At 72.2% G+C, this 21750-nt stretch carries 31 protein-coding genes and 1 other RNA gene; 14 read left to right on the top strand and 18 right to left on the bottom strand.

Translation table 11 applies throughout. From position 1 onward, the window contains the following. Positions 1 to 82: 82 nt before the first annotated feature. Together AC1DQC_RS11255 and panB are read left to right on the top strand one after the other, a co-directional pair. Positions 83 to 1771 carry an NAD+ synthase gene (locus AC1DQC_RS11255; protein ID WP_477051322.1) on the top strand — a complete coding sequence of 563 codons (1689 nt, stop codon included), beginning with the start codon at positions 83 to 85 and terminating at the stop codon, positions 1769 to 1771. A 23-nt stretch (positions 1772 to 1794) separates the two neighbouring features. Then, positions 1795 to 2607, top strand: coding sequence for a 3-methyl-2-oxobutanoate hydroxymethyltransferase (gene panB / locus AC1DQC_RS11260; RefSeq protein WP_477051323.1), 813 nt, complete (start codon positions 1795 to 1797; stop codon positions 2605 to 2607). Between the two features lie 3 nt (positions 2608 to 2610). Here panB and AC1DQC_RS11265 read toward each other — a convergent pair whose 3' ends face one another. After that, entirely contained in the window at positions 2611 to 2784 is a 174-nt protein-coding gene (locus AC1DQC_RS11265; RefSeq protein WP_477051324.1) for an SPOR domain-containing protein, read from the bottom strand. 67 nt (positions 2785 to 2851) lie between these two features. Here AC1DQC_RS11265 and map point away from each other — a divergent pair, with 67 nt between their 5' ends. The 6 genes from map to AC1DQC_RS11295 all read left to right on the top strand — a co-directional run bounded on the left by map (position 2852) and on the right by AC1DQC_RS11295 (position 6953). After that, a complete protein-coding gene (gene map, locus AC1DQC_RS11270) occupies positions 2852 to 3724 on the top strand; it encodes a type I methionyl aminopeptidase (protein WP_477051325.1) in 873 nt (290 codons plus the stop codon). Beyond that, positions 3721 to 4497, top strand: a complete 777-nt coding sequence (ppgK, locus tag AC1DQC_RS11275) for a polyphosphate--glucose phosphotransferase (RefSeq protein ID WP_477051326.1) — start codon at positions 3721 to 3723, stop codon at positions 4495 to 4497. Before map ends, ppgK begins: the two co-directional genes overlap by 4 nt. A 3-nt stretch (positions 4498 to 4500) precedes the next feature. Then, on the top strand, positions 4501 to 5274 hold the full coding sequence (locus tag AC1DQC_RS11280; protein WP_477051327.1) for an MBL fold metallo-hydrolase: 774 nt from the start codon (positions 4501 to 4503) through the stop codon (positions 5272 to 5274). Then, entirely contained in the window at positions 5271 to 5579 is a 309-nt protein-coding gene (locus AC1DQC_RS11285; RefSeq protein ID WP_477051328.1) for a DUF6191 domain-containing protein, read from the top strand. The genes AC1DQC_RS11280 and AC1DQC_RS11285 overlap by 4 nt, the downstream gene beginning before the upstream one ends. A gap of 10 nt (positions 5580 to 5589) precedes the next feature. After that, on the top strand, positions 5590 to 5988 hold the full coding sequence (locus AC1DQC_RS11290; RefSeq protein WP_477051329.1) for a VOC family protein: 399 nt from the start codon (positions 5590 to 5592) through the stop codon (positions 5986 to 5988). Between the two features lie 80 nt (positions 5989 to 6068). Beyond that, on the top strand, positions 6069 to 6953 hold the full coding sequence (locus AC1DQC_RS11295) for a hypothetical protein (protein WP_477051330.1): 885 nt from the start codon (positions 6069 to 6071) through the stop codon (positions 6951 to 6953). Here the strand turns inward: AC1DQC_RS11295 and AC1DQC_RS11300 are convergent. Together AC1DQC_RS11300 and AC1DQC_RS11305 are read right to left on the bottom strand one after the other, a co-directional pair. Continuing rightward, complete coding sequence (locus AC1DQC_RS11300; protein ID WP_477051331.1) at positions 6946 to 7395, bottom strand: GatB/YqeY domain-containing protein; 450 nt, start codon at positions 7393 to 7395, stop codon at positions 6946 to 6948. The genes AC1DQC_RS11295 and AC1DQC_RS11300 overlap by 8 nt on opposite strands. Before the next feature lie 239 nt (positions 7396 to 7634). Then, entirely contained in the window at positions 7635 to 7841 is a 207-nt protein-coding gene (locus AC1DQC_RS11305) for a hypothetical protein (protein ID WP_477051332.1), read from the bottom strand. A gap of 45 nt (positions 7842 to 7886) precedes the next feature. Here AC1DQC_RS11305 and AC1DQC_RS11310 point away from each other — a divergent pair, with 45 nt between their 5' ends. Next, complete coding sequence (locus AC1DQC_RS11310; RefSeq protein ID WP_477051333.1) at positions 7887 to 8174, top strand: hypothetical protein; 288 nt, start codon at positions 7887 to 7889, stop codon at positions 8172 to 8174. Between the two features lie 60 nt (positions 8175 to 8234). Here the strand turns inward: AC1DQC_RS11310 and AC1DQC_RS11315 are convergent, their stop codons facing one another. From AC1DQC_RS11315 to AC1DQC_RS11355, 9 genes are all read right to left on the bottom strand, one after another. Beyond that, the gene (locus AC1DQC_RS11315; protein ID WP_477051334.1) at positions 8235 to 8492 is read right to left on the bottom strand and encodes a hypothetical protein; all 258 of its coding nucleotides are present in this window, start codon (positions 8490 to 8492) and stop codon (positions 8235 to 8237) included. A 33-nt stretch (positions 8493 to 8525) separates the two neighbouring features. Then, a complete protein-coding gene (locus AC1DQC_RS11320; protein ID WP_477051335.1) occupies positions 8526 to 9008 on the bottom strand; it encodes a hypothetical protein in 483 nt (160 codons plus the stop codon). Between the two features lie 95 nt (positions 9009 to 9103). Continuing rightward, positions 9104 to 9268 (bottom strand): hypothetical protein, encoded by a 165-nt coding sequence (locus AC1DQC_RS11325; protein WP_477051336.1) that lies wholly within the window; start codon positions 9266 to 9268, stop codon positions 9104 to 9106. Positions 9269 to 9660: 392 nt separating this feature from the next. Next, a complete protein-coding gene (locus AC1DQC_RS11330) occupies positions 9661 to 10308 on the bottom strand; it encodes an HK97 family phage prohead protease (RefSeq protein WP_477051337.1) in 648 nt (215 codons plus the stop codon). A 4-nt stretch (positions 10309 to 10312) separates the two neighbouring features. Further along, positions 10313 to 10813 carry a hypothetical protein gene (locus tag AC1DQC_RS11335; RefSeq protein ID WP_477051338.1) on the bottom strand — a complete coding sequence of 167 codons (501 nt, stop codon included), beginning with the start codon at positions 10811 to 10813 and terminating at the stop codon, positions 10313 to 10315. 1 nt (position 10814) lies between these two features. Then, on the bottom strand, positions 10815 to 11114 hold the full coding sequence (locus tag AC1DQC_RS11340; protein WP_477051339.1) for a hypothetical protein: 300 nt from the start codon (positions 11112 to 11114) through the stop codon (positions 10815 to 10817). A gap of 259 nt (positions 11115 to 11373) precedes the next feature. Next, a complete protein-coding gene (locus AC1DQC_RS11345) occupies positions 11374 to 12801 on the bottom strand; it encodes a DUF3631 domain-containing protein (RefSeq protein ID WP_477051340.1) in 1428 nt (475 codons plus the stop codon). After that, positions 12798 to 12977, bottom strand: a complete 180-nt coding sequence (locus tag AC1DQC_RS11350; protein WP_477051341.1) for a hypothetical protein — start codon at positions 12975 to 12977, stop codon at positions 12798 to 12800. Before AC1DQC_RS11350 ends, AC1DQC_RS11345 begins: the two co-directional genes overlap by 4 nt. 128 nt (positions 12978 to 13105) lie before the next feature. Continuing rightward, entirely contained in the window at positions 13106 to 13300 is a 195-nt protein-coding gene (locus AC1DQC_RS11355; RefSeq protein ID WP_477051342.1) for a helix-turn-helix transcriptional regulator, read from the bottom strand. Positions 13301 to 13395: 95 nt separating this feature from the next. Between AC1DQC_RS11355 and AC1DQC_RS11360 the strand changes: the two genes are divergently transcribed. Further along, positions 13396 to 13839: a helix-turn-helix domain-containing protein gene (locus AC1DQC_RS11360; protein WP_477051343.1), complete on the top strand. Its 444-nt coding sequence runs from the start codon at positions 13396 to 13398 to the stop codon at positions 13837 to 13839. Then, complete coding sequence (locus tag AC1DQC_RS11365) at positions 13832 to 14938, top strand: tyrosine-type recombinase/integrase (RefSeq protein ID WP_477051344.1); 1107 nt, start codon at positions 13832 to 13834, stop codon at positions 14936 to 14938. Before AC1DQC_RS11360 ends, AC1DQC_RS11365 begins: the two co-directional genes overlap by 8 nt. 27 nt (positions 14939 to 14965) lie before the next feature. Here AC1DQC_RS11365 and rnpB read toward each other — a convergent pair. Then, positions 14966 to 15348: RNase P RNA component class A (gene rnpB / locus AC1DQC_RS11370), an RNA gene on the bottom strand. 79 nt (positions 15349 to 15427) lie between these two features. Here rnpB and AC1DQC_RS11375 point away from each other — a divergent pair. Continuing rightward, positions 15428 to 15718 (top strand): LuxR C-terminal-related transcriptional regulator, encoded by a 291-nt coding sequence (locus tag AC1DQC_RS11375; RefSeq protein WP_477051345.1) that lies wholly within the window; start codon positions 15428 to 15430, stop codon positions 15716 to 15718. Here AC1DQC_RS11375 and AC1DQC_RS11380 read toward each other — a convergent pair. Continuing rightward, positions 15700 to 16083, bottom strand: coding sequence for a tautomerase family protein (locus AC1DQC_RS11380; RefSeq protein WP_477051346.1), 384 nt, complete (start codon positions 16081 to 16083; stop codon positions 15700 to 15702). The two genes, AC1DQC_RS11375 and AC1DQC_RS11380, sit on opposite strands and share 19 nt — an antisense overlap. Before the next feature lie 47 nt (positions 16084 to 16130). On the opposite strand from AC1DQC_RS11380, the gene AC1DQC_RS11385 reads away from it, so the two are divergent. Further along, complete coding sequence (locus tag AC1DQC_RS11385) at positions 16131 to 16910, top strand: YaaA family protein (RefSeq protein ID WP_477051347.1); 780 nt, start codon at positions 16131 to 16133, stop codon at positions 16908 to 16910. 18 nt (positions 16911 to 16928) lie between these two features. Then, positions 16929 to 18080 (top strand): SLC13 family permease, encoded by a 1152-nt coding sequence (locus tag AC1DQC_RS11390; protein ID WP_477051348.1) that lies wholly within the window; start codon positions 16929 to 16931, stop codon positions 18078 to 18080. 6 nt (positions 18081 to 18086) lie between these two features. On the opposite strand, the gene AC1DQC_RS11395 is transcribed toward AC1DQC_RS11390, so the two are convergent. From AC1DQC_RS11395 to AC1DQC_RS11410, 4 genes are read right to left on the bottom strand one after another with little or no spacing between them, the layout of a single operon-like run. Next, positions 18087 to 18839, bottom strand: coding sequence for a histidine phosphatase family protein (locus tag AC1DQC_RS11395; RefSeq protein ID WP_477051349.1), 753 nt, complete (start codon positions 18837 to 18839; stop codon positions 18087 to 18089). Between the two features lie 43 nt (positions 18840 to 18882). After that, entirely contained in the window at positions 18883 to 19629 is a 747-nt protein-coding gene (locus tag AC1DQC_RS11400; protein ID WP_477051350.1) for a zinc ribbon domain-containing protein, read from the bottom strand. Then, positions 19626 to 20825 carry a Nif3-like dinuclear metal center hexameric protein gene (locus tag AC1DQC_RS11405; RefSeq protein WP_477051351.1) on the bottom strand — a complete coding sequence of 400 codons (1200 nt, stop codon included), beginning with the start codon at positions 20823 to 20825 and terminating at the stop codon, positions 19626 to 19628. The genes AC1DQC_RS11400 and AC1DQC_RS11405 overlap by 4 nt, the downstream gene beginning before the upstream one ends. A 22-nt stretch (positions 20826 to 20847) precedes the next feature. Continuing rightward, positions 20848 to 21702, bottom strand: coding sequence for an MOSC domain-containing protein (locus AC1DQC_RS11410; protein ID WP_477051352.1), 855 nt, complete (start codon positions 21700 to 21702; stop codon positions 20848 to 20850). Between the last annotated feature and the right edge of the window lie 48 nt (positions 21703 to 21750).

Below are 21750 nucleotides of genomic sequence, written 5' to 3' on the forward strand. Positions count from 1 at the left end.
GGTGCGTCGGAGCGGATCCGGGAACCGATCCGCACGGCTCTCCCGCGCGGTCGAGTGGCGGCGCGATGGTTAGGCTCACCCCATGCCTCATCCCCGCATCGCCCTCGCGCAGATCGACACGCGCGTGGGTGACGTCGACGCGAACGCCCAGGCGGTGCTGGCGTGGGCGCGCACGGCCGCGCAGGCCGGAGCGGACCTCGTGGTCTTCCCCGAGATGACGCTCACCGGCTACCCGATCGAGGACCTCGCCCTCCGGGCGTCGTTCCGCCGCGGCGCCGAGGCCGCGCTGCAGCGCACCGCGACGGCGCTTGCCGACGACGGGCTGGGGGCGCTCGCCGTGCTCGTCGGCACCGTCGGGGAGAAGTCCGTGACACCGGTGCACGAGCCCGGCGCTCCCGAGGGTCCGCGGCGCCCCACCAACCAGGCGGTCCTGCTCCAGCACGGGCAGGTGCAGGTCCGCTACGACAAGCACCACCTGCCCAACTACGGCGTGTTCGACGAGTACCGGATCTTCGCGTCCGGCGACGACGTCTGCGTGATCGACGTGCAGGGCCGCCGGGTCGGCGTCGTCGTCTGCGAGGACATCTGGCAGGACGGCGGCCCGGTCTCGCAGATGGACGAGAACGAGGTCTCGTTGCTCGTCGTGCTCAACGCCTCCCCCTACGAGGAGGGCAAGGGCCACCAGCGCGTCGAGCTCGCGGCGCGGCGCGCGCACGAGGTCGCGGCGCCGGTGGCCTACGTGAACCTCGTCGGCGCGCAGGACGACCTCGTCTTCGACGGCGGCTCGTTCGTCATCGCGACCGACGGCACCGTGCTGACCCGGGCGCCGCAGTTCGTCGAGCACCTGCTGGTGTGGGACCTGCTCGACGACGACGACGCGCCGGCCACGGGCCCGGTCGCTCCCCCGTTGTCCGCCGACGAGGAGGTCTACCGGGCGCTCGTCACGGGCCTGCACGGGTACGTGACCAAGAACGGGTTCCACTCGGTGGTGCTGGGCATGTCGGGTGGCATCGACTCCGCGCTGACCGCCGCCATCGCCGCCGACGCGATCGGTGGCGAGAACGTGGTCGGCGTCTCGATGCCGTCGGTGTACTCGTCGGACCACAGCAAGGACGATGCGCAGGACCTGGCCAAGCGGATCGGCGCGGACTACCGCGTCCAGCCGATCAAGGCGATGGTCGACGCGTTCGAGGCCGAGCTCGCGCTCGAGGGCGTCGCCGCCGAGAACCTGCAGGCCCGGGTCCGCGGGATCATCCTCATGGCGATCTCGAACCGCGAGGGCCACCTGGTGATCGCGCCCGGCAACAAGTCGGAGCTCGCGGTCGGGTACACGACGATCTACGACGCCGGCAGCATCGGCGGCTTCGCGCCCATCAAGGACGTCGACAAGTCGCGCGTCTGGTCGCTCGCCCGCTGGCGCAACAACGCCGCGCTCGACGGCGTGTTCGGTCCCGACGAGCTGCCGCCCATCCCCGAGTCGTCGATCACCAAGCCGCCGTCGGCCGAGCTGCGGCCCGGGCAGGTCGACCAGGACTCCCTGCCGCCGTACGACGTCCTCGACGAGGTGCTGGACGCCTACGTCGAGCACGCGGAGGGCAGGGCCGAGCTGCTGGCCCGCGGGTTCGACCCGGCCGTCGTCGACAAGGTCCTGGCCCTCGTCGACCGGGCCGAGTGGAAGCGCCGGCAGTACCCGCCGGGCACCAAGGTGACCGCGCTGGCCTTCGGCCGCGACCGCCGGCTGCCCATCACCACCCGCTGGCGTGAGCCGTGAGCACCCCGACAGGAGCCCCTGGAATGAGCCCGACCCCGAAGCGCGTCCGCGTGCACCACCTGCGCGAGGCCAAGGAGCGCGGCGAGCGCCTGACCATGCTCACGGCGTACGACGCCGTCACCGCGCGGATCTTCGACGAGGCCGGCATCGACATGCTGCTGGTCGGCGACTCGATCGGGAACACCATGCACGGGCACACGACCACGCTGCCCGTGACCGTCGACGACCTCGTCCCGCCGGCCCGCGCCGTCGCGGGTGCCGCCAAGCGCGCGTTCGTCGTCGCCGACCTGCCCTTCGGCTCCTACGAGGCCGGTCCGGCGCAGGCTCTCGAGACCGCCGTGCGGATGATGAAGGAGACCGGCGTCGCCGCCGTGAAGTTCGAGGGCGGCAAGCGCGTCGCGGCGCAGATCAAGGCACTGACCGACGCCGGCATCCCGGTGGTCGCGCACCTCGGCTACACGCCGCAGTCGGAGAACCTGCTGGGCGGTCCGCGGGTCCAGGGCCGCGGCGACCTCGCGGCCGAGCTGCTCTGCGAGGACGCGGTCGCGATCCAGGAGGCCGGGGCGGTCGCCGTGGTGCTCGAGATGGTGCCCGCTCCGGTGGCCGCGCGCGTCACGGAGATCCTGCACATCCCGACGATCGGCATCGGCGCGGGCGCGCAGTGCGACGGCCAGGTGCTCGTCTGGGTCGACATGGCCGGTATGACCGACTGGTCACCGCGCTTCGCGAAGCGGTTCGGCGAGGTCGGTGCCGCCCTCAGGGCCGCGGCCTCCGCCTACGCGGACGAGGTGCGTGGCGGCACGTTCCCGGACAAGGACCACCAGTTCGACGCGTGACGCTCAGGACTGCGGCTCGTCCTCCGCGTCCCAGTCCTGGTTGCGCTTGCGGGCCTTCTCCAGCGCGAGGGTGGCCTCCTCGCGCGAGGCGTACGGCCCCATGAGCTTGGTCCAGTCGCTCTGCCGGCCCTCCTCGACCTCGTGGGTCTCGATGTTGAACCAGTAGTTGCCTGCCATCGTGCACTCCCTCCTCCGCGGCACCGCCGACCGGTCGCGTTGCCCTCCTGTCCGTAGACTGCCAGGTATGTCGACCGTGCACGCGCCACGATCCGCCCTGGTCCCGGGCACGCTCAGCCCTCGCCGGGCGGTGCCCGCGGGGATCGCCCGCCCGGAGTACGTCGGCCGGCCGGGTCCCGCGCACTGGTCGGGCAGCAACGTGTTCGAGCCGGAGATGGTCGACCGCATCCGGGTCGCCGCCCGCCTCGCCGCGCAGGCGCTCGAGCTCGTCGGCAGCCACGTCACGCCCGGGATCACCACCGACGAGCTGGACGCGATCGGTCACGAGTTCCTCGTCGACCACGGCGCCTACCCGTCGACGCTCGGCTACCGCGACTTCCCCAAGTCGCTGTGCACCTCGATCAACGAGGTCATCTGCCACGGCATCCCGGACTCGACCGTGGTCGAGGACGGCGACATCGTGAACATCGACATCACGGCCTACATCGGCGGCGTGCACGGCGACAACAACGCCACCTTCCTGGCGGGGGACGTCGACGAGGAGTCCCGGCTGCTGGTCGAGCGCACGCGCGAGGCCCTGAACCGCGCGATCAAGGCCGTGGTCCCGGGCCGCGAGCTCAACGTGATCGGCCGGGTCATCGAGAAGTACGCGGCACGCTTCGGGTACGGCGTGGTCCGCGACTACACGGGGCACGGCGTCGGACCCGCCTTCCACACCGGGCTGGTCGTCCCGCACTACGACGCGGCACCCGGCTACGACACCCCGATCGAGCCCGGCATGGTGTTCACCATCGAGCCCATGCTCAACCTGGGCACCCCCGACTGGGTGATGTGGGACGACGACTGGACCGTCCTCACGGCCGACGGCCGGCGCAGCGCGCAGTTCGAGCACACCCTGCTGGTCACCGACACCGGAGCGGAGATCCTGACCCTGCCATGAGCGACCACAAGCACACGAAGACCCCCGAGACGGCGTTCGGCATCGACATCGGCGGCAGCGGCATCAAGGGCGCGCCGGTGTCGTTGAAGGACGGCGAGTTCGCCGCCGACCGGCTCCGCATCCCGACACCGAGCCCTTCGACGCCCGACGCCGTCGCCGAGACGGTGGCCAAGGTCGTCGACTCGTTCAAGCTGGCCAAGGACGTGCCGATCGGCGTCACGTTCCCCGCCGTGATCCTGCACGGCGTCGCGCAGTCCGCCGCGAACGTCGACAAGTCGTGGATCGGCACCGACGTCGAGAAGGCCGTGCACAACGCGACCGGGCGCAAGGTGCTGGCCGTCAACGACGCCGACGCCGCGGGCTACGCCGAGGTGCTGTACGGCGCGGCCAAGGGCATCGACGGCGTGGTCCTCGTGGTCACGCTGGGCACCGGCATCGGCTCCGCGCTGATCGTCGACGGCCACCTGGTGCCCAACACCGAGCTGGGCCACCTGGAGATCGACGGGCACGACGCGGAGTCCCGGGCGGCCGAGAGCGTCCGCGACCGCGAGGACCTCGACTGGGCGCAGTGGGCGGAGCGCCTGCAGCGGTACTTCACCGTGGTCGAGAACCTGTTCTGGCCCGACCTGATCGTGGTCGGCGGCGGCGTGAGCAAGCACTACTCCGACTTCCTGCCGCTGCTCGACCTCCGCACGACGATCGTGCCGGCGAAGCTGCGCAACGCCGCGGGGATCGTCGGCGCGGCCGCCCTCGCGGCCGAGGCGCGCGGCTGACCCGTGCGCGACCTCGTGGAGGTCGCGCACGGTGTGCACGTCGCGACGAGCCAGGTCTACACGACGACCTCGACGGTGGTCGTCGGCGAGGACGGGACGTGCCTCGTGGTCGACCCTGCCGTCACCGCGCGTGAGGTCGACGGTCTCGCGGCGGTGATCCGCGACCGGGGCTGGACGCCGGTCGCCGTCTGGTCGACGCACGCGCACTGGGACCACGTGCTCGACGGCCCCGGCTTCTCGCGGCTCCCCCGCTGGTCGCAGGGCGTGGCCGCGACGGATCCCGAGACGCTCGCGGCCGAGCGGGACGCCGACCCCGAGCTCGCCCGCACCGGCGAGGCCCCGGCGCCGGTCGCCGCGATCCGCACGCCCTACCCCCGGCAGTCCCCGGGTGTGCTCGACTGGTCCGGCCCTCCCGTGCACGTCCTGACGCACGAGGCGCACTGCCGCCCCCACACCGCCCTGGTCCTGCCCTCCGTCGGCGTCCTGGTCGCCGGCGACATGCTCTCGGACGTCGAGATCCCACTGCTGGACCTCACCGCGGCCGACCCGGTCGGCGACTACCGGACGGCGCTGGACCTCCTGGCGTCCGTCGGCGCGGACGTCGTGGTCCCCGGTCACGGCCGCGTGGGGTCCGCCGACGAGCTCTCGCGACGGCTGGTCGCCGACCGCGCGTACCTCGCCGCGCTCGTCGCCGGGTCACCGTGGGACGACGACCGCCTCGCCCTCCCCTGGGCGGCTGCCGCGCACGAGGCCCAGCGATCGGCCCTGGCGCCGTGAGCGGCACGGCGTGGCTCGTCGTCGGCGCCGTCGGCGCGCTGGCGCTCCTGCTCCTCGCGCTCGACCGCATGACCGCGCACGGCTGGTTCGACCGCAGGCACCCGCGCGAGCGCCGGCCCGCCGAGGGCGCCGCGGCGAGCGGGATGCTGGGCGACCTCATCGACGTCTTCCAGCCGAACCGGGTGCACCTCACGGCGGAGCAGGAACGGCAGAGGCTGGACATCCAGCAGACCGGTGACGCCGCGGGTCGGCTCGACCTGGACTCCGGCGTCGTCCGCCTCGACCCGGAACGGCCGCCCCAGTAGCGTGCCGCGCATGGCACCCGTGGTCTCCCACCTGACGATCGACTGCGCCGACCCCCGCGCCCTGGCCCGCTGGTGGCGCGAGGTGCTCGACTGGACGTACCTCTGGGACTCCGAGGACGACGAGGAGGAGGTCGGGATCGGGCCGGCCGACGGCTCGTCCACCGGCTGGCTCTTCCTCAAGGTCCCCGACGTGAAGACCGTCAAGAACCGGCTGCACGCCGACCTGCGGCCGCCGAACGGCTCGGACCAGGCCACCGAGCTCGCGCGCCTGCTCGCGCTCGGAGCCACGCGCGTGGACATCGGGCAGCATGACGTCCCGTGGCACGTGCTGGCCGACCCGGAGGGTAACGAGTTCTGCCTGCTGCGCAGCACCCCTGACCAGGTGGAAGCGATCCTCGCCGGCTCCTGACCGTCCCCCGCGCGGGTGACGCCGGCGAGTCACGGGCGGAATCGGACGAATCGGCCGGCGATCGTCGGTAGTTTCCTCGGATGGTCAGTGCAGCACTCCCTGTCCTGGGCGACGTCGCGTGGGACGACTGGCGGGACTGGCTCCCCCTGGCCGTCTCGCTGCTCACGCTGGTCGCGGCCCTGTGCGCGTGGGGGTTCGCCGCCAAGGCGGCGCGGCGCGCGGCACGCCAGGCCGACGCCGCCCTCCGGCAGGCGAGGTCGTTCGACGAGCAGGTCGCCATCGCCCGGGAGGCTCTCGCCATGGCCCGTCGCGAGGCGCAGGACGCCCGGTCCGACGCCGACCGCCAGCGCCAGGAGACCGACCGGACGCGGCGGATGCTCGAGGAGGTACGGCTCGACGCGCTCGCGCCGACGGTCGTCGCGCGGGCAGTCCCCAGCAGCTCGGACGCACCCGGCCGGCCGACGCTCGAGGCGTGCCAGCTGACCGCGGGCGGCCAGGACCGCTGGCGGCCGCTCGGCGGACAGCTCGCGGTCGGTCGGGACCAGACGTTCGCCTTCCGCACGGCGCTGACCCTGTGGTTCGAGAACGTCTCCGACCGGGCCGCGCAGGTCGACATCCTCGACCCGGCCGGCGGGGAGCTCGACCTGCTGCCGGGCCACCCGCTGGTGGTCCCCGCTCGCGAGTCCCGCAGCGTCACCTGGATGCGCCTGTGGACCTCGCGGGACCTCGACAGCGACGAGCAGATCCAGGACCCGGCGGCGTGGCTGTTCAACCTGACCTTCGCGGTCAGCGACCTCGGCATGCACGTCCGCGACACGTACGCCTTCGACGGCGACCTGCGCTTCTTCGACCGGGACGGCTCCTGGCTGGTCGTGATGCCCGAGCCGCCCCTGCCGTGGACGTCCGACGTCGCGTCGATGCTCCCGGGCCGCAGCTACCAGCGGCTCGACGTCCCCGTCAGCTGAGCGCCCCACGCACGAGCGTCGACAGCTTCTTGCCGTCCGCGCTCGCCCCCGCACGCGCGGTCGCCTCCTTCATCACCGCGCCCATGTCCCGCACGGAGGTCGCGCCGACGTCGGCGATCACGGCCTGCACGAGCGCCGCGAGCTCGTCGTCCGACAGCTGGGCGGGCAGGTACGTCTCGATGAGGTCGGCCTCGGACGTCTCGGTCGCGGCCCGCTCGGGCGCGCCGGCGTCGGTGTAGATCTGCGCCGAGTCGCGGCGCTTCTTCACCTCGCGCGCCAGGATCTTGAGCACCTCGTCGTCGGACAGCTCCTTCTCGACCGCTCCCGCCTTCGCCTCGAACCGCACCGCGCCGATGATCTGGCGCAGGACCCCCGTGCGCTCGGTGTCGCGGGCCTTCATCGCGGTGGTCAGGTCGGACGTCAGCTGGTCGAGGGTGCTCATGGGAGCCATCGTGCCCCGTCACCGCGGATCGGCGCAGTCGGAATCCGATGAGGACGGATGAGTCAGTCGATACGCCGGGTTCAAACTCGGCCGACTCTCTGACCTGCGCAGGAACCGTCGTTTGTGCCGCTGACCTGCGAGAACGTCCGTTGCGAACCGATGGCGGCAGTTGCGAAACGGTGGCAATCTCGCGTCATTCTCGCGTCACTCGCGTCATTTTCGCGTCACGCGGCGACGCCCTAGAACGCCACCGCACCGGCGCTCTGCCAGCGGTCCGCAGCGTCGCGGTACTCCAACCAATACGAGCGGCTCGGGTCCGGGCGCCCGACCCGCTGCGCGGCGTAGACGCCCGCGTCGACCGCGCTCGGCGCCTCGAACGCGTCGCCGACCGGCTCGGCACGCTTGGGCTGTCCCTGCGGGAACTCGATGACTCTGAAGACGACCATGCCGCCACCGTAGGCACCGGCGCCGACACCGCTACGGTGCTCGGCATGGCGCTCATCGTGGTTCTCAGCGTGCTCGGCGCAGCGTTGCCGAGCGCCGGGGTGGTGCGCGTCTACCGGCGCGCCCGTGCCGACGAGCGGGCACGCGTCGCGCTCGTCGCCGAGCGCGGTGGGAACGTGGACGGCGATTGGGAGCACGATTTCGACAACCATTTCATCGGGTTGCACGCGCCCGGCAGCCGTCTGCGCATCGCCCGGCGCGACGTGGTGCTCGTCATCCTCGGGCTCATGTGCACCGCCGCCGCGACGATCCTCGGTGCTTGCCCCGACGCGTAGGTGACTCCGCCCGGGCTCTGGCGCCCACATACGACGGCGAGCCCGAGTACCGGCGGACCTCTAGTTCCTCGGGCGCCCGTCGAGCCCGGGTTGGTCGTTCGCCAGCGGAAGACCCACATCAGTCCACCCGGCGCCGTCGGACCTCTGCAGCCGGTAGTCGGTAGCCGCTTCGAGTGTCTCCACGAGGCGCAACCGGTCCTGACCCTTGCGCCTCGCCTCACCGTCGTCGTCGGCGTCGAACACCGCGCCCACCGGCGTGACCTCGGCTTGGTCGATGTCCGGAACTTGCGCGACTCGGTAGGTGGGCATGGCCGCCACGTTAGCGCTCGCCCGCGCTCCCGGCGGGGCCGACTACGTCGTCGGTGACCCGATGAGCGACCCGATGACCTGACAGACGAGGCCGACCCCGACGAACACCAGCGCGAGCACCTGCGGCAACCGCCCAGCGCCCGCGATCCGCTCGTCGGCGTCGGCACGGGTGGCTGCCTCGGCGGCGATGAGGGCAGCGAGCGCGGCATCGCCCCCGCGCATCTCGCCCTCGTGTGCAATGGCGGCGTCGCGCAAACGTTGGTGCTCGACGTCGATGCGCCGCAGCCGCTCGGACAACTCAGGTTCACCGGGAATCGCCTTGCTCACCACAGCGCTCGCCGTCGTCGTCACGGTGAAGGTGTCGTGCACCGTCACCTCGTAATGCACCGGCGGTTGCTTCCGGCGGGGCAGTGAGGATCGCACCGAGCCCCACGCGGCCCCGAACCGCTCTGGCCACAGCGCCCACGCCTGCGCGACGGCGGCACCCACGGCGCACACGACGGCTGCCCACTCCCACGCGTTCATGCTCGGCAGCGTGGCACGTGACCGAGCGCCACGAGTCCGAATTGGCACCACGAACGGATGACCCCGCCGGGGCTCGGACCTCGGTAGCGACGTCGCTACCGATGCGGCTTGCGGGCGGGCTCGGCGGGTTCCGGCTCGGGCTCGGGCTCGTCAGGCTCGGGCGTCAAGTTCTTGACACCCCCGGGCTCGACCGGCTGCCGCACGGGCGGCTTGGCGATCACGTGATCGGTCGTGATGAGGTATTTCGGGTCGGTCTTCACAATGCTTTCCTCTCGTGTAAACAATGGTGGCGGTTGGCTATTGTTCAGCGATTAGCGGCCCCACAAAAACTGCGCCGAGGTGCGCCAAGGTGGCTCCGAGACGGGCAAGAATAGGCGGCAATTACTCCGGTCCCACGCCCAACAATACCGATTCTCCCCGTTATGAGACAAAAACAATTCAGTCAGGGGTCACGCGGGGGGTGGCCCATTCATAAAAACTCGACCGCATTTCCAATTCTATCGCGGGTCGCTGACCTGCGGGTTTACACATCGCGCCCGTCTGTGCTGCCTAAACTTGTGTAATTCGATTCCAATTCACATTCGTGCGGTGCTTTCTTACGGGCATCGACGGGCGGCCGGCCTGCCTTTTGTTCGGTAGGTGAATTGCACACCTACCGTCGGGGATGGGGATTAAACGTGCGCTCGGGCTGCGCATTCTTGGTGGGTGCGATGCGCGCCGCGCGATGCAATGTGGGCAGCGACCTCGGTGCCGGGTGCTCGCGGAACCACGCGCGCAAATCATCGTCGGCATTGGTGCCGATTGCCCGGCGCAGCGCGAGCACCTTGGCCTCTTGGTACGCGGGCTCGTCGACGAGACTCACGTGGTGCAACTTGGCGGCCCGAATCTCCCGCACCCCGCCGACACCGGGGGTTGCCTCGGTCGCCTCGAACCCAATCGATGCCCCGCCGTAGGTTCCTTCCGAAAGGTTTTCCCACGCCTCGCGCCCGGTGGGGGTGTCGAACATTTGGAAACGCGCCCACAATCCGTCCGGCTCGTCGGAAAACTCGACGGCTTTGGCGACGGGGCGGCGCTCACTCATGGGGGCATGGCTGTCGGTGAGCCGGATTTTGGGCCACGCCTGCGGGTTGGTGACGAGCGCGTGAAACGCACCCCGGCGGAACATCTCGCCGTGCCGGTGCTCGGTGAGCATCGACACCGCATCCCACGGGACGCACAACAGGTCGACCATGTGCCGGTCGGTTTTCCGGTCGGTGTAGGCGCGCCGGATGTCGAGGGTAAAGCCGGTCGAGTTGGTCATCGTTCTAGGTTCCTCTCGTGAGTGATGCGCGCGAACGCCGGGCAAAGAATGCCCGGATACCCGCGTCGGGGTCGTCGGGGTCGTGTGCGTCGAGGATGATTGCGCCCCGGTAGGCGGGCCGGTCGACGAGGGCCACGTGGTCGAGTTCGGCGGCGGTGACGAAATGCATCCCCCCGTTGCTGCGCTTGCCGTAGGTGCTCATTGCGACGGACACCCCGCGATAAGCACCGGCCATCATTTGTGCCCACGCGTGCGGCCCGCGCAGCCCCTCGGCGAACCGGAACACCCCGACGAGCCCGACGGGCTCGTCACGGAACTCGACGCCGAACCCGGCGACGGCGAGGGGGTCGTCGGTGTGCCCGTCGCGCAACTCGATGAGCGGCCACCATTCGGGGTGCGCGAGCAGCCGGTCGAACGTGCCGCGCATGACCCGCTCGCCGCCGGTGTCGGCGACGCCCTCGGTGAGTTGCTGCCACGGCACGCACACCACCTCGACGGTGCGCACGTCACCACATCCGGGGCGGGATGGGCGGCCCGCCGCTCTCGATGTACCCGGCATAGTCGCCGCGCCCGAGCGCCCGGCGGGCGTCGCCGCTTAACGACGGCGGCTTGCGCGCCTCGTTGGGCTCGATGCGGTGCCCGTCGCGGTCGCGCCACTCGGCGCGGGCGCACGTCCTGCCGGGCACGGTGCTCGCGTACTCATGCGGCTTGACCCGATACCACTCGCCGCCGCCGGTGGGCTCGGCCCATAGCCCCGAGAGGTCCGGGGTGGGCTCGTCGGGCGTCGTGCTCGTCTCGGTGGTCATGGTGCGTTCCTCTCGTCGGGGTCACGGGGTCCGGCGATGACGGCACCGCCGCACGTCGGGCATTTGAGGTAGGCGGACACGTGCGCGCGCACGAGCGTCGGTGCCGGTCGTGGGCACCCGGCGCGGTGTGGGATGCCGTCGACGCCGGGGGCGGTCACCGCGCTCGGGCTTGGGCTCGACGAGCCGCCTCGACGGGGCTCGCGCAGGTAGTTCGCCAGCGGCGAGGGACGTAGGTCGCGACTTCCTAGACGCCGACCCATCACGCACCCCAGCCGGTTCGGGTGTCACCCGGTGTCACCTCGGCGTCACCCGTGACAGTCGGGCCGGTTTCCCCGGTTCGGCCGGTTCGGCCGGTTTCACCTGGGAGGGGTACGCCGTACCGGCGGAACGGTCGAGCGAGGTCGCGCAGCGCGTAACCGCGCGTGCGGGCGGCGTCGGTGTCGCGCACGGTGTGGACCCGGTGCGAGCGCGCCAGCATGCGCCCGAGGCGCTGGGCGGTCAGTTCCCGCCCGAACGGTGAGCCGAGCCCCCACGTGTCGGGGTCATGCCGGATGAGCGCGCTCACGAGCGTTGCGGTCGGCACGAACGACCTGCCCTCGGGCCAAACGGCGGCGAGGTCGGCGAGCACGCGCACGGCGGGCGGGTAGGTCATGAGGTCGTCCTCTCGGTCGAGCCGTTGGAGTTCGAGGTCACGGCGCACGAGCGCCACGGTGCGGGCAGGCCACTCGCCCCCGGCGGCGTACGCGACGCGCAGCAACGGCAACCACCGCTCGCGGTCGCGCCCGTGCATCGGCAGGTCGCCGGGTAGGTCGGGGCGCGAGCCCGCGACCCGCTCGCGCACCTCGTCGCCCCACTCGGCGAGCGCGGTGGCGAGGTCGTCGGCGTCGCGCTCGATGTCCTCCCAATCCGAGGGCTCGGCGCGGTTGTCGGTGTCCTGCACGAGCAGCACGCGAATGACCCGCGAGAGGGTGTCTTGCGGCAGGTGCGGCGAGTTCCCAGCGAGCGCCACGGCGGCGAACGTGGGCAGTTCCCGCACCACCCACCCGCCACCCTTCTCGGGCACGGTGGTCGGGCGGGTGGCACCACGCTTGTACCCGGAATTCAAGATGGCCACGAGGTCGCCGACGCCCTCGCGTTTCGGGTCGAGGTTGCGGTCAACCTCGTCGAGCAGCAACGTGCGCGACCCCTCGCCGCCAACATCGAGCAGGCGGGCCAACATTGCTGGGCTCGACACCGAGCCCATTTGTACGGCGGCACGGGTGAGGCGTGCGAAATGTTCGAGCAGCGTGGTTTTTCCCGAGCCCGGGGTTGCGGATTCAATGAGCAGCCGGGGGGTGGTGTAGCACTCAAACGCGAGGTGCGTATGTGCTGCCCACAACGTCACGATGTCGAGGTCGTCGTCGTCGAGCACCACGATGAATCGCCCGAACCATGCCCGTGCCCGGTTGAGCACATCCTCGGAAATCAAACCGGCCGAACCGGCCGAGGCGGCCGAACCGGTCAGCCCCCGCGCGACCTCGGCGAGCGGCTCGTCGTCGGCAGGGACACCCGCCCGGGCGTCGAGCATGGTGAGCGCGCCCACCACGTCGACCGGCACAACCGCCTCACGGCCTCGCAGCGCCGCAACCGCACGCTCGCCGTCGGCGCCGCCGACCGGCCCGAGCGGGGGCCACCCGTCGTCGGTCACGGGCGCACCGCCTCGCACCACTCGCAGTCGCAGCCCTCGGCGTGGATGTCCTCGGGCGCCGGAACCCGCCCCGGCACGTTGAGCAGCCGGTCGAGCACGAGGGACGCGCGGCGCCGCTCCCACGACGGGCGCACCTGCGCGGGCGTCAGCCGCCTCGTGGTGAGCCGGGCGGTCATGAGGCCCGCCGGGGCTGTCCGGCACCGCAGGGGCGGCGTACCGTGGTGTTGCGCTCGGTACATGGGTGGTTTACGCGGCCCGCGACCTCACCACGGTTGCGGGCCGTGCCCGCGCCGGTCACCCGACGTCACCCGACCCGCTGGTGTGTGCGGTCGTCGATCCACCGCTCGACCTCGGACAGCCGATAGAGCACCTGGCGCCCGACCTTGACCCACGCCGGGCCGACGCCCTGCCAGCGCCACACGCGCAGCGTCTCGGGCGCGAGGCGCAGTTTTGCCGCCGTCTCGCCGGTGGTGAGCAACGGGTCTTGTGCCTGGTGCATCCCGGATCATCTCCCGTCGACCGTTCCGAATTGGGAAGATCGTGCACCCGTGTGGGAGTTGCCCGCAAGCCGTTTCGGGACGTAATCTGCATCCCATGTTGGAAACCGTTGGCAGCGCGGTCCGAGCGTTGCGCGAGGCTCACGCCCTGACCCAAGCCGAACTCGCGGCACAGTTCAGCGCCCTCTCTGCCGAACGCTGGCACCCGTCGACCGTGGCGAAAGTGGAGGGCGGCAGTCGCGCTCTAACGTTCGTCGAGGCGGGCACGCTGGCGGAGGTGTTCGGGGTGACGCTCGACGAGTTCTTCGCCGCCGCCCAATCTGACGACGCCCGCCGAGCCGCGCAGTGGCTCGCCAGCCTCAACCTCGCGCAGGCCGACTTTTCTCGCCTCGCCGAGTCGCTCTCCGAGGCGGTTGATCGCATCGGCGCCGCCCGCCAGCACACCGACGCGCCACTCATGGAAACGACGACCGCTTGGGCGGCGGCCCTGCGACTCGACCTCGACGCGATCCTCACCATCGAAGGGCCAGACCGTGGCTAACGTTCAGAAACTCGACTCGGGCAAGTACCGAGCCCGCTACCGCAGCCCGGAGGGAAAGCACCGCACGAAGACGTTTGCGAAACTCACCGAGGCCCGTCGGTGGCTCGACGAGAACACCGCCAGCGTCGTCGCCGGGGTGTGGGTCGACCCGAGCGCCGGGCGGCTCACGTTCCGCGAGTACGCCGAACATTGGCGTTCGGTGCAGGCGCACCGCCCCTCGACGGCTGACCAGGTGGTGCGGCATCTGCACCGGCACGTGTACCCGGTGTTCGGGTCACGCGCGCTCGCCTCGATCTTGCCGTCGGACCTCAAAGCGCTCGTCAAGCGGCTGTCGCTGACGCTCGCACCGGCAACCGTCTCGGTGATCTACCGGCACGTGTCGGCGATCTTCAAGGCGGCAGTTGCCGACCGCAAGATCGCGCACTCACCGTGCGCCGGGGTGTCGGTTCCCAAGCCGCGCAAGGCGCGCGTCGTGCCCGTCTCGACCGACGATGTGCTCGCCGTCGCCGAGGCGATGCCCACCCGCTACCGGGCGGCGGTGTTGATGTCGGCGGGCACCGGCCTGCGCCTCGGCGAGGTGCTCGGGCTTGCCGTGCGGCACGTCGACTTCCTGCGGCGGCAGGTCGTCGTCGAGCGCCAACTCGTGCAGATCGCAGGACAGCCGCCCGAGTTCGGCCCGCCCAAGACGAACGCCTCGTATCGCACCGTGCCGCTCCCGCAAATGGTGCTCGACGAGTTGGCAGCCCACCTCGCCGCGTTCCCGCCGAGTGACCGTGACGCGCTGGTGTTCACCAACCACATTGGCGCCCCGATCCGACGCACGAGCCTGTGGAAGATATGGCAGGGCGCCATCGAGGTCGCCGGGGTGGACCCGTTCACCTTCCACGGCTTGCGGCACCACTACGCCTCGTTGCTCATCCGCCACGGCGAGTCGGTCAAGGTCGTGCAAGAGCGCCTCGGGCACGCCACGGCAGCCGAGACGCTCGACACCTACTCGCACCTGTGGCCCGACTCCGACGACCGCACCCGCGAGGCTGTCGACGCCGCGTGGTCGCAGAATCTCGCGTCAGATTCGCGTCACGCCGTGACCGGCGAGTAGTCCCGCCGCAGGTCAGCGGCCTAAGTGCGGATGAGTCAGTCGATACGCCGGGTTCTGTCCTCGCGCGCGGTTGCCCGCAGCTGCGCGAGTGGCGGCCATCCCTCTACGACGTACGTTGCCGCACGCCTCCAGCGGCCTACCCGGGAGCTCGGGCGAGCAGCCCTCGAACGCTCCCTGTCTGACCTTGCTCCGGGTGGGGTTTACCTAGCCGCACCGGTCGCCCGGCACGCTGGTGGTCTCTTACACCACCGTTTCACCCTTACCCGACCGGCGGACCGATCGGGCGGTCTGTTCTCTGTGGCACTGTCCCGCGGGTCACCCCGGGTGGGTGTTACCCACCACCCTGCTCTGCGGAGCCCGGACGTTCCTCGGCGAGCCCGAGGGCTCGACGCGGCCGCCTGACTGACTCATCCGCAGCGCCAGCCTATCGGCTCGCACGCGGTTCGGATTTTCACCCATCCTCGCCGCACCCGGCGTCGAACCACGGGTATGGACATTGCACAAGGACTGACCAAGCGCGAGCGCGTGATCCTCGCGCACCTGGCCCTGCCCCTCACGCTCGGAGAGATCGCGGGGTCGCTGTTCGTCACCCGCAACACGGTGAAGTCGCAGGTCCGCTCGATCTATCTCAAGCTCGGCGTCGCCGACCGGGAAGGGGCCCTGCGAGCCGGCCGCCGCCTCGGGCTCTTGTCGGCCGACCTCGGCATGCCCGAGATCGATCGCCGGCACCGGCGGTTCACCGAGGTGCCGCAGCCGGCCGTTCAGACGTCGACGCGATAGCCCAGCGACAGCTCGTCGCCCGAGACGCCCCGGATACCCCAGTTCTCCGGTGGGCTCTCGATGATGATCACCTCGAGGTCGTCGACGGACAGACCCAGAGTGGGCGCGACGTCGTCGTAGAAGGCGGCGATGAGCGCGCGGCGGGCCTCCCGGCTCCGACCGGTGAAGCAGAGGATCTCGACCACCAGGTAGTCCTTGCCGCGCGGAGCGACGAGGTCGTCCGGGTCGAGCAGCAGGAAGCGGTGGAACCGCTTGTCCTGCGGCAGCCCCCAGGCACCGGTGACCACCCGGTGGATCGCGTCGGACACCGAGCCCCGACGGTCCTGCCAGACGTCGCGGCGGCCGTAGATCTTCACGTGCGCCATGTGGTCCTCCTCGCGCTCGGGCGTCGCGCGGAGCCTACAGTTCAGGCGTGCTCGTGCTCCTGCCGCCCTCCGAGGGCAAGACGCCGCCGCGCGCCCGCGGCCCCCGGCTCGACCTCGACGCCCTCGCCGCGCCTGGGCTCACGCCCGTGCGGGAGAAGATCCTGGACGCGTTGATCCAGGTCAGCACCATGCCGGACGCGATGCAGGTGCTCGGGGTGGGTGCGAGCCTTGCCGACGACGTCGCCCGCAACACGGCCCTGCGCACGGCACCGACGGCCCCCGCCAAGAAGGTGTACTCCGGCGTCCTGTACGCGGCGGCGGGGCTCGACCGCCTCACACCGACCGCGCGGGCGCGGGCCGCGGACAGCGTCCGGATCGTGTCGGGCTTGTGGGGCCTGGTCGCACCCGACGACCTGATCCCGGCGTACCGGCTCTCGATGGGCACGGAGCTGCCCGGCATCGGACCGCTCGCCGGCGCATGGCGGGGTGCGCTCGGGGTCGAGCTCTCGGACCGCGCCGAGGGCGAGCTCGTGGTCGACTGCCGCTCGGCCACCTACCTCGCGGCCTGGCACCCGCCGGCGTCGGCCGACTGGGTGGCCGTCCGGGTGCTCCGGGAGCTCGACGGGACCAGGTCGGTGGTCTCGCACAACGCCAAGCACACGCGCGGCGTCCTCACGCGGCACCTGCTCACGCGACGCGGCCGCGCACCGCACGACGCCGCCTCGCTGGCGCGGGTGGCCCAGGAGCTCGTCGGCTCGGAGCTGCTGGCCGTCGAGCTCGGGCCGCCCGCCCGGGGGGCGCGGACCCTCTCGCTCGTCGTGGCCTGAATGGGGCACCGCCGGCGCGTGCCGTGGTGGCTCGTCGCGGTGGTGGTGAGCGCGGCCGCGGTGCTCTCGGGCGCGCTGCCCGCCGACGACGCCCGAGCCCTGGCGGAGCGGACGCTGCCCGTGCTCGTGTTCGTCGCCGCCCTGACGGTCGTCGCCGAGATGTGCGCCGGCGGTGGGCTGTTCGACGCCGCTGCCGGCCTGGCATCGCGCGTGGCCGGCGGGCACCGATGGGCACTGTGGGGCCTGGTGGTCCTGCTGGCGGTGGTCAGCACGGCCGTCCTGTCGCTGGACACCACGGCGGTGCTGCTCACGCCCGTCGTCATCGCGCTCGCCCGGCGCACGCACACTCCCCCGCTGCCGTTCGCGCTCGCGGTCCTCGCGCTGGCCAACACGGCGTCGCTCGTCCTGCCGGTCTCCAACCTCACCAACCTGCTCGCCGACCACACGCTGCGCGCGGCGGGCGTCGGCTACCTCGGGCTGATGTGGGCGCCGGCGCTCGCCGCCATCGTGATCACGGTGGCCGTGCTCGCCGTCCGGGACCGCCGGTCGCTGCGCGGTGGCTACGACGTGCACCCCCCTCGCGCCGTGCGGGACCGCGTGCTGCTCGCGGTCTGCGCGCTCGCCGTGGGCGCGCTCGCCGTGGCCTTCGTCGTGGGTGCCCCGACGGCACCCACCGCGGTCGTGGTGGCGGTCGTGCTCCTCGCGGCCACCCTCCTGCGGCACCAGAAGCTGCCCGTGGCGGCCCGCGACCTCGTGCCGTGGCGGACGCTGCTGGTGGTGCTCGGGCTCTTCGTCGTGGTGGCGACCGCGCACGCGCACGGCCTGGGCGCGGTTCTCGAGGCCGCGGCCGGCACGGGCGGCACACCGGGCGACCTGCTCCGGGTGGCCGCCGTCGGCGCCCTCGCGTCGAACGCGATCAACAACCTGCCCGCCTACCTGGCGCTGGAGCCGGCCGTGGCCGCGGACCCCGTGCGGGTGGCCGCCCTGCTCATCGGCACCGGCGTGGGTCCGCTGATCACGCCGTGGGGCTCGCTGGCAACCGTCCTGTGGTGGCAGCGGTGCCGCACCGTGCTGCTCGACGTGCCCGCCGGGACCATCGTGCGGCAGGGGCTCCTGCTGGCTCCCCTCGCGGTCGTCGGTGCCACGCTCGCGCTCGTCGCGACATCCTGAGCGACGTCAGGCGGTCGTCGACCATCCCTCGCTGGGCACACCGACCACGGCGATCTCGTCGCGCCGGTCCGCGAACAGCCGCACGATGCTCACCGACGCCGGTGCGACGCGCAGCTGGCTCCACGACGACGGCTGGGCGCCCATGGTGACGCCGAGCGCCGCGCGGATCGACACGGCATGGCTCACCACCACGACCGTCCGGTCGACGCCCTGCGCCAGCAGCTCGTCGAGCCCGCGCTGCAGCCGGCGCCCGACGTCCTCGATCGACTCGCCCCCGGGCGGCCGCAGGTCGGCCTTCGTGTGCCACGGCTCCAGCTGGCCGGGCCACCGTTCCTCGATCTGCTCGGAGGTCAGGCCCTGCCACTCGCCGAAGTTCGCCTCCTGGAACGTGGCATCGGTCCGCACTGGTAGGCCCAGCTGCTCCGCGATGATCGCGCTGGTCTGCTGCGTGCGCACCATCGGGGAGGCGACGACCTCGCTGGGGTACGGGATGTCGCCCCACAGGTCGCGACCGATGCGGTCGACGAGGTGGGCGGCGTCGTGCGCCTGCCGCACGCCCGTCTCGTCCAAGGGCGGACCCGGCTCGCCCGAGCCGGAGTAGCCCCTCGAGACGGTCATGGTCGTCTGGCCGTGCCGGACGAGCACGACGGTGACCGGCTGCTCCTCGTCGAAGCGCACACCCGCCCCCGACGGGCGCGGAGCCCGCGACCCCGCGGGATCGGCTGGCGAGGTGGTCAGCGGTTCGGCGGCGTCGCTCACCCTCGCAGTGTGGCGTGCGCGCGTCCGGCGCGCGACCTGCGCGTCAGCCCTTGGCGGGCTCCGGGAGCCGGACGAGGATGCGCCCGCACTCCTCGCAGCGGACCACCTGGTCCGCGGGTGCCTTGACGATCGCCTCGACGTCGAGCGGGTTGAGCTCGAGCCGGCAGCTCTCGCAGCGACGGCCCCGGAGCGCGCCCGCGCCCTTGCCGCCCAGCTGGGCGCGCAGCTTCTCGTAGAGCGCGACCAGCCCGGCGTCGAGCCCGTCGACGGCCTTCGCGCGCTCGGCGCGCACCGCCTCGGCGTCGGCGTCGAGCGCGACGTACGCCGCGTCGCGCTCCGCCTCGACCGCGGCGCGCTTGCCGGCCAGCGACTCGTGCGCCGTGGTCACCTCGGTGAGCGCGGTCTCGTGCGCCTCGAGCCGTTCCATGACGTCGAGCTCGACCTCCTCGAGCTCCGCCTGCCGACGCCCGAGGGTGCCGAGCTCGCTCTGCAGCGCCTGGAGGTCCTTGGGGCTCCCCTGCCCGGAGTCGAGCCGGGCCTGGTCGCGCGCGGCGCGCACCCGCACCTGCTCGACGTCGGCCTCGGCCTTGGCCAGCTCACGCCGCAGGTCGCTCACCGCCGTCTGGGACGTCACGAGCGCCGTGTGCAGGTCGGTGACCTGCGAGTCCAGCTCGATCAGACGAGCGAGCTCCGGCAGGGTGCGCTTCTTGTGGGCGATCTGGTCCAGGCGGGTGTCGAGCTCCTGGACCTCGAGCAGTCGGCGCTGGTCCGCTGCGGGTGCTGTCGTCACGGGTGTCCTTCGGTCGAGGCGTGGGGTGCGGCCGGCTCCGGGCTCGCGACGCGACCCGTCCACGGGTCGGTGCGCAGCGTGCTGACGCGCGTGTCCACCGTAGTCCCCGCGGCGGCCACATCCTGCTCGAGCGCCCGGGCGGCGTGGGCGAGCCAGGGCCACTCGGACGCGAAGTGCGCGACGTCCACGAGGTACGGCGTGGGCGCGCCCTCGAACTCGGCGCGCTCGCGCAGCTCCGAGGCCGGGTGATGGCGCAGGTCGGCGGTCACGTAGGCGTCCACCCCGGAGGCGCGCACGGCGTCGAACAGCGAGTCGCCGGAGCCGCCGACCACGGCGACCCGCTCGACGCGCCCGTCCGGGTCGCCGGCGAAGCGCACGCCCTGCGCGGTCGCCGGCAGGGCCGCCGCGACGACGGCGGCGAACGCGGCGAGCGTCGTCGGCTCCCGGAGCGCACCGACCCGACCGATGCCCGTGCTCCCCGGCCAGGACGCCAGCTCGAGCACGTCGAACGCCGGCTCCTCGTACGGGTGCGCTGCCCGCAGGGCGGCGACGACCGCCGCCCGACGTCGGCGCGGCGCGACCATCTCGACGCGCGCCTCGACCACGCGGGCCGCCTCGCCGGCCGACCCGATCGTCGGTGTCGCCGCCGACGACGGGGTGAAGGTCCCTTCGCCCGTCGACGTCCACGCGCACCGCGTGTACTCGCCGAGGGCGCCCGCCCCGGCCGCGGCGAGGGCGTCGACCAGCCGCTCGGCGTCCCCGACCGGGACGAACACCACGTGCTTGTCCAGGGGCTCGGCGGGCGCGGCGTCGAGAGGCACGGTGCCGACGAGCCCGAGCGCGTCGGCCAGCGCGTCCGCGACGCCGTCCGCCGCGGCGTCGGCGTTGGTGTGCGCCGTGAACAGCGCGACGCCGGAGCGGACCAGCCGGTGCAGCAGCGCGCCCTTGAAGCTCGTCGCGGCGATGGAGTGGACGGGCCGTAGCAGCAGCGGGTGGTGGGTCACGACGAGGTCGGCCTCCCACGCCACCGCCTCGTCGACGACGGCGGCGACCGGGTCGACCGCGAACAGCACCCGGCGCACCGGCTGCTCGGGATCCCCGGTGACCAGACCGACCGCGTCCCACGACTCGGCGGTGGACGGCGGGTACCGGCGCTCGAGCAGGTGCACGACGTCGGCCAGGCGGGGCGCGGTCACGCCGATCACGCTACCCGGCGGCTCATCGCACCTCGACCGCGTCGCCGACCGCGATCCGGCCCGTGCGCACGGGAACCATCTGGATGCCGAACCACAGCTCACCGTCCCACCGGCGGTGCCGCGCCAGCACCACCAGGGGCTCGCGGCCCTTCACCTGTGTGTCCGGGTCGATCGTCGTCATGACGCAGCGTCCGCACAGGTCGGCGAAGCGCAGCTCCACGTCCCCGGCGACCAGCGTCGACCACCGGTCCTCCGCGAACGCCTCGAGGTCCCCGTCCACCACCAGGTTGGGCCGGAACCGCCGCATGTCGAGCGGCTGCCGGGCGTCGGGGACCGGCTCGCCGCGGGACAGCGCCAGCTCGACCCGCTCGTCGTGGATCTCGGCCGCCCACGCGTCGAGCCGCGCGAGCGACGCCGTCGTCGTCACGTGCAGCGGTCCGCTGTCGTTGAGCGACATGGGGTCGGCCAGCGTGCCGCCGTGCTTCTCCGCCATGCCGCGTCGGGCCGGGTCGTCGAGCCACAGCAGGCGCGCGGCGCGGCCGATCAGCGCCGAGCACCAGGCATCCGCCTCGTCGCCGGCGCGCGTGGCGGTGTCGAGCCTGCTGAGCCGCACCGGGACGTCGGCGGGTCCCGCGGGCTCGGCGACCACCAGCGGCTCCCGGCCGGGGGCGGTGAGCCGGACGCCGCCGTCGACGGGCGTGGCCCGGGCGCCGAGCAGGACGGGGTGCTTGCGCGCCGTGATCGTCTCCCCCGAGCTGTCCACGAGCATCCACCGACGGTCGCCGCGCGGCCCCGACGTGTCGACCGTCATCTGGTCGAGCGGGCTCCCCGCGAGCGACTTCACCGGGTAGACGGTGAGGGCGGAGACGAGAGGCATGCGCGGACCCTAACAACGACCGTGGGTCGGTCGGCGTCGCCACCCTGA

The sequence above is a fragment of the Cellulomonas sp. P4_H12 genome (assembly GCF_056400905.1).

What these genes read in the sequence shown, in the direction of transcription:
- AC1DQC_RS11255 (WP_477051322.1), top strand. Translation starts at nt 83, where the DNA reads ATGCCTCATCCCCGCATCGCCCTCGCGCAGATCGACACGCGCGTGGGT.
- panB (WP_477051323.1), top strand. Translation starts at nt 1,795, where the DNA reads ATGAGCCCGACCCCGAAGCGCGTCCGCGTGCACCACCTGCGCGAGGCC.
- AC1DQC_RS11265 (WP_477051324.1), bottom strand. Translation starts at nt 2,784, where the DNA reads ATGGCAGGCAACTACTGGTTCAACATCGAGACCCACGAGGTCGAGGAG.
- map (WP_477051325.1), top strand. Translation starts at nt 2,852, where the DNA reads ATGTCGACCGTGCACGCGCCACGATCCGCCCTGGTCCCGGGCACGCTC.
- ppgK (WP_477051326.1), top strand. Translation starts at nt 3,721, where the DNA reads ATGAGCGACCACAAGCACACGAAGACCCCCGAGACGGCGTTCGGCATC.
- AC1DQC_RS11290 (WP_477051329.1), top strand. Translation starts at nt 5,590, where the DNA reads ATGGCACCCGTGGTCTCCCACCTGACGATCGACTGCGCCGACCCCCGC.
- AC1DQC_RS11295 (WP_477051330.1), top strand. Translation starts at nt 6,069, where the DNA reads ATGGTCAGTGCAGCACTCCCTGTCCTGGGCGACGTCGCGTGGGACGAC.
- AC1DQC_RS11300 (WP_477051331.1), bottom strand. Translation starts at nt 7,395, where the DNA reads ATGAGCACCCTCGACCAGCTGACGTCCGACCTGACCACCGCGATGAAG.
- AC1DQC_RS11305 (WP_477051332.1), bottom strand. Translation starts at nt 7,841, where the DNA reads ATGGTCGTCTTCAGAGTCATCGAGTTCCCGCAGGGACAGCCCAAGCGT.
- AC1DQC_RS11310 (WP_477051333.1), top strand. Translation starts at nt 7,887, where the DNA reads ATGGCGCTCATCGTGGTTCTCAGCGTGCTCGGCGCAGCGTTGCCGAGC.
- AC1DQC_RS11320 (WP_477051335.1), bottom strand. Translation starts at nt 9,008, where the DNA reads ATGAACGCGTGGGAGTGGGCAGCCGTCGTGTGCGCCGTGGGTGCCGCC.
- AC1DQC_RS11330 (WP_477051337.1), bottom strand. Translation starts at nt 10,308, where the DNA reads ATGACCAACTCGACCGGCTTTACCCTCGACATCCGGCGCGCCTACACC.
- AC1DQC_RS11340 (WP_477051339.1), bottom strand. Translation starts at nt 11,114, where the DNA reads ATGACCACCGAGACGAGCACGACGCCCGACGAGCCCACCCCGGACCTC.
- AC1DQC_RS11350 (WP_477051341.1), bottom strand. Translation starts at nt 12,977, where the DNA reads ATGACCGCCCGGCTCACCACGAGGCGGCTGACGCCCGCGCAGGTGCGC.
- AC1DQC_RS11355 (WP_477051342.1), bottom strand. Translation starts at nt 13,300, where the DNA reads ATGCACCAGGCACAAGACCCGTTGCTCACCACCGGCGAGACGGCGGCA.
- AC1DQC_RS11360 (WP_477051343.1), top strand. Translation starts at nt 13,396, where the DNA reads ATGTTGGAAACCGTTGGCAGCGCGGTCCGAGCGTTGCGCGAGGCTCAC.
- AC1DQC_RS11375 (WP_477051345.1), top strand. Translation starts at nt 15,428, where the DNA reads ATGGACATTGCACAAGGACTGACCAAGCGCGAGCGCGTGATCCTCGCG.
- AC1DQC_RS11380 (WP_477051346.1), bottom strand. Translation starts at nt 16,083, where the DNA reads ATGGCGCACGTGAAGATCTACGGCCGCCGCGACGTCTGGCAGGACCGT.
- AC1DQC_RS11410 (WP_477051352.1), bottom strand. Translation starts at nt 21,702, where the DNA reads ATGCCTCTCGTCTCCGCCCTCACCGTCTACCCGGTGAAGTCGCTCGCG.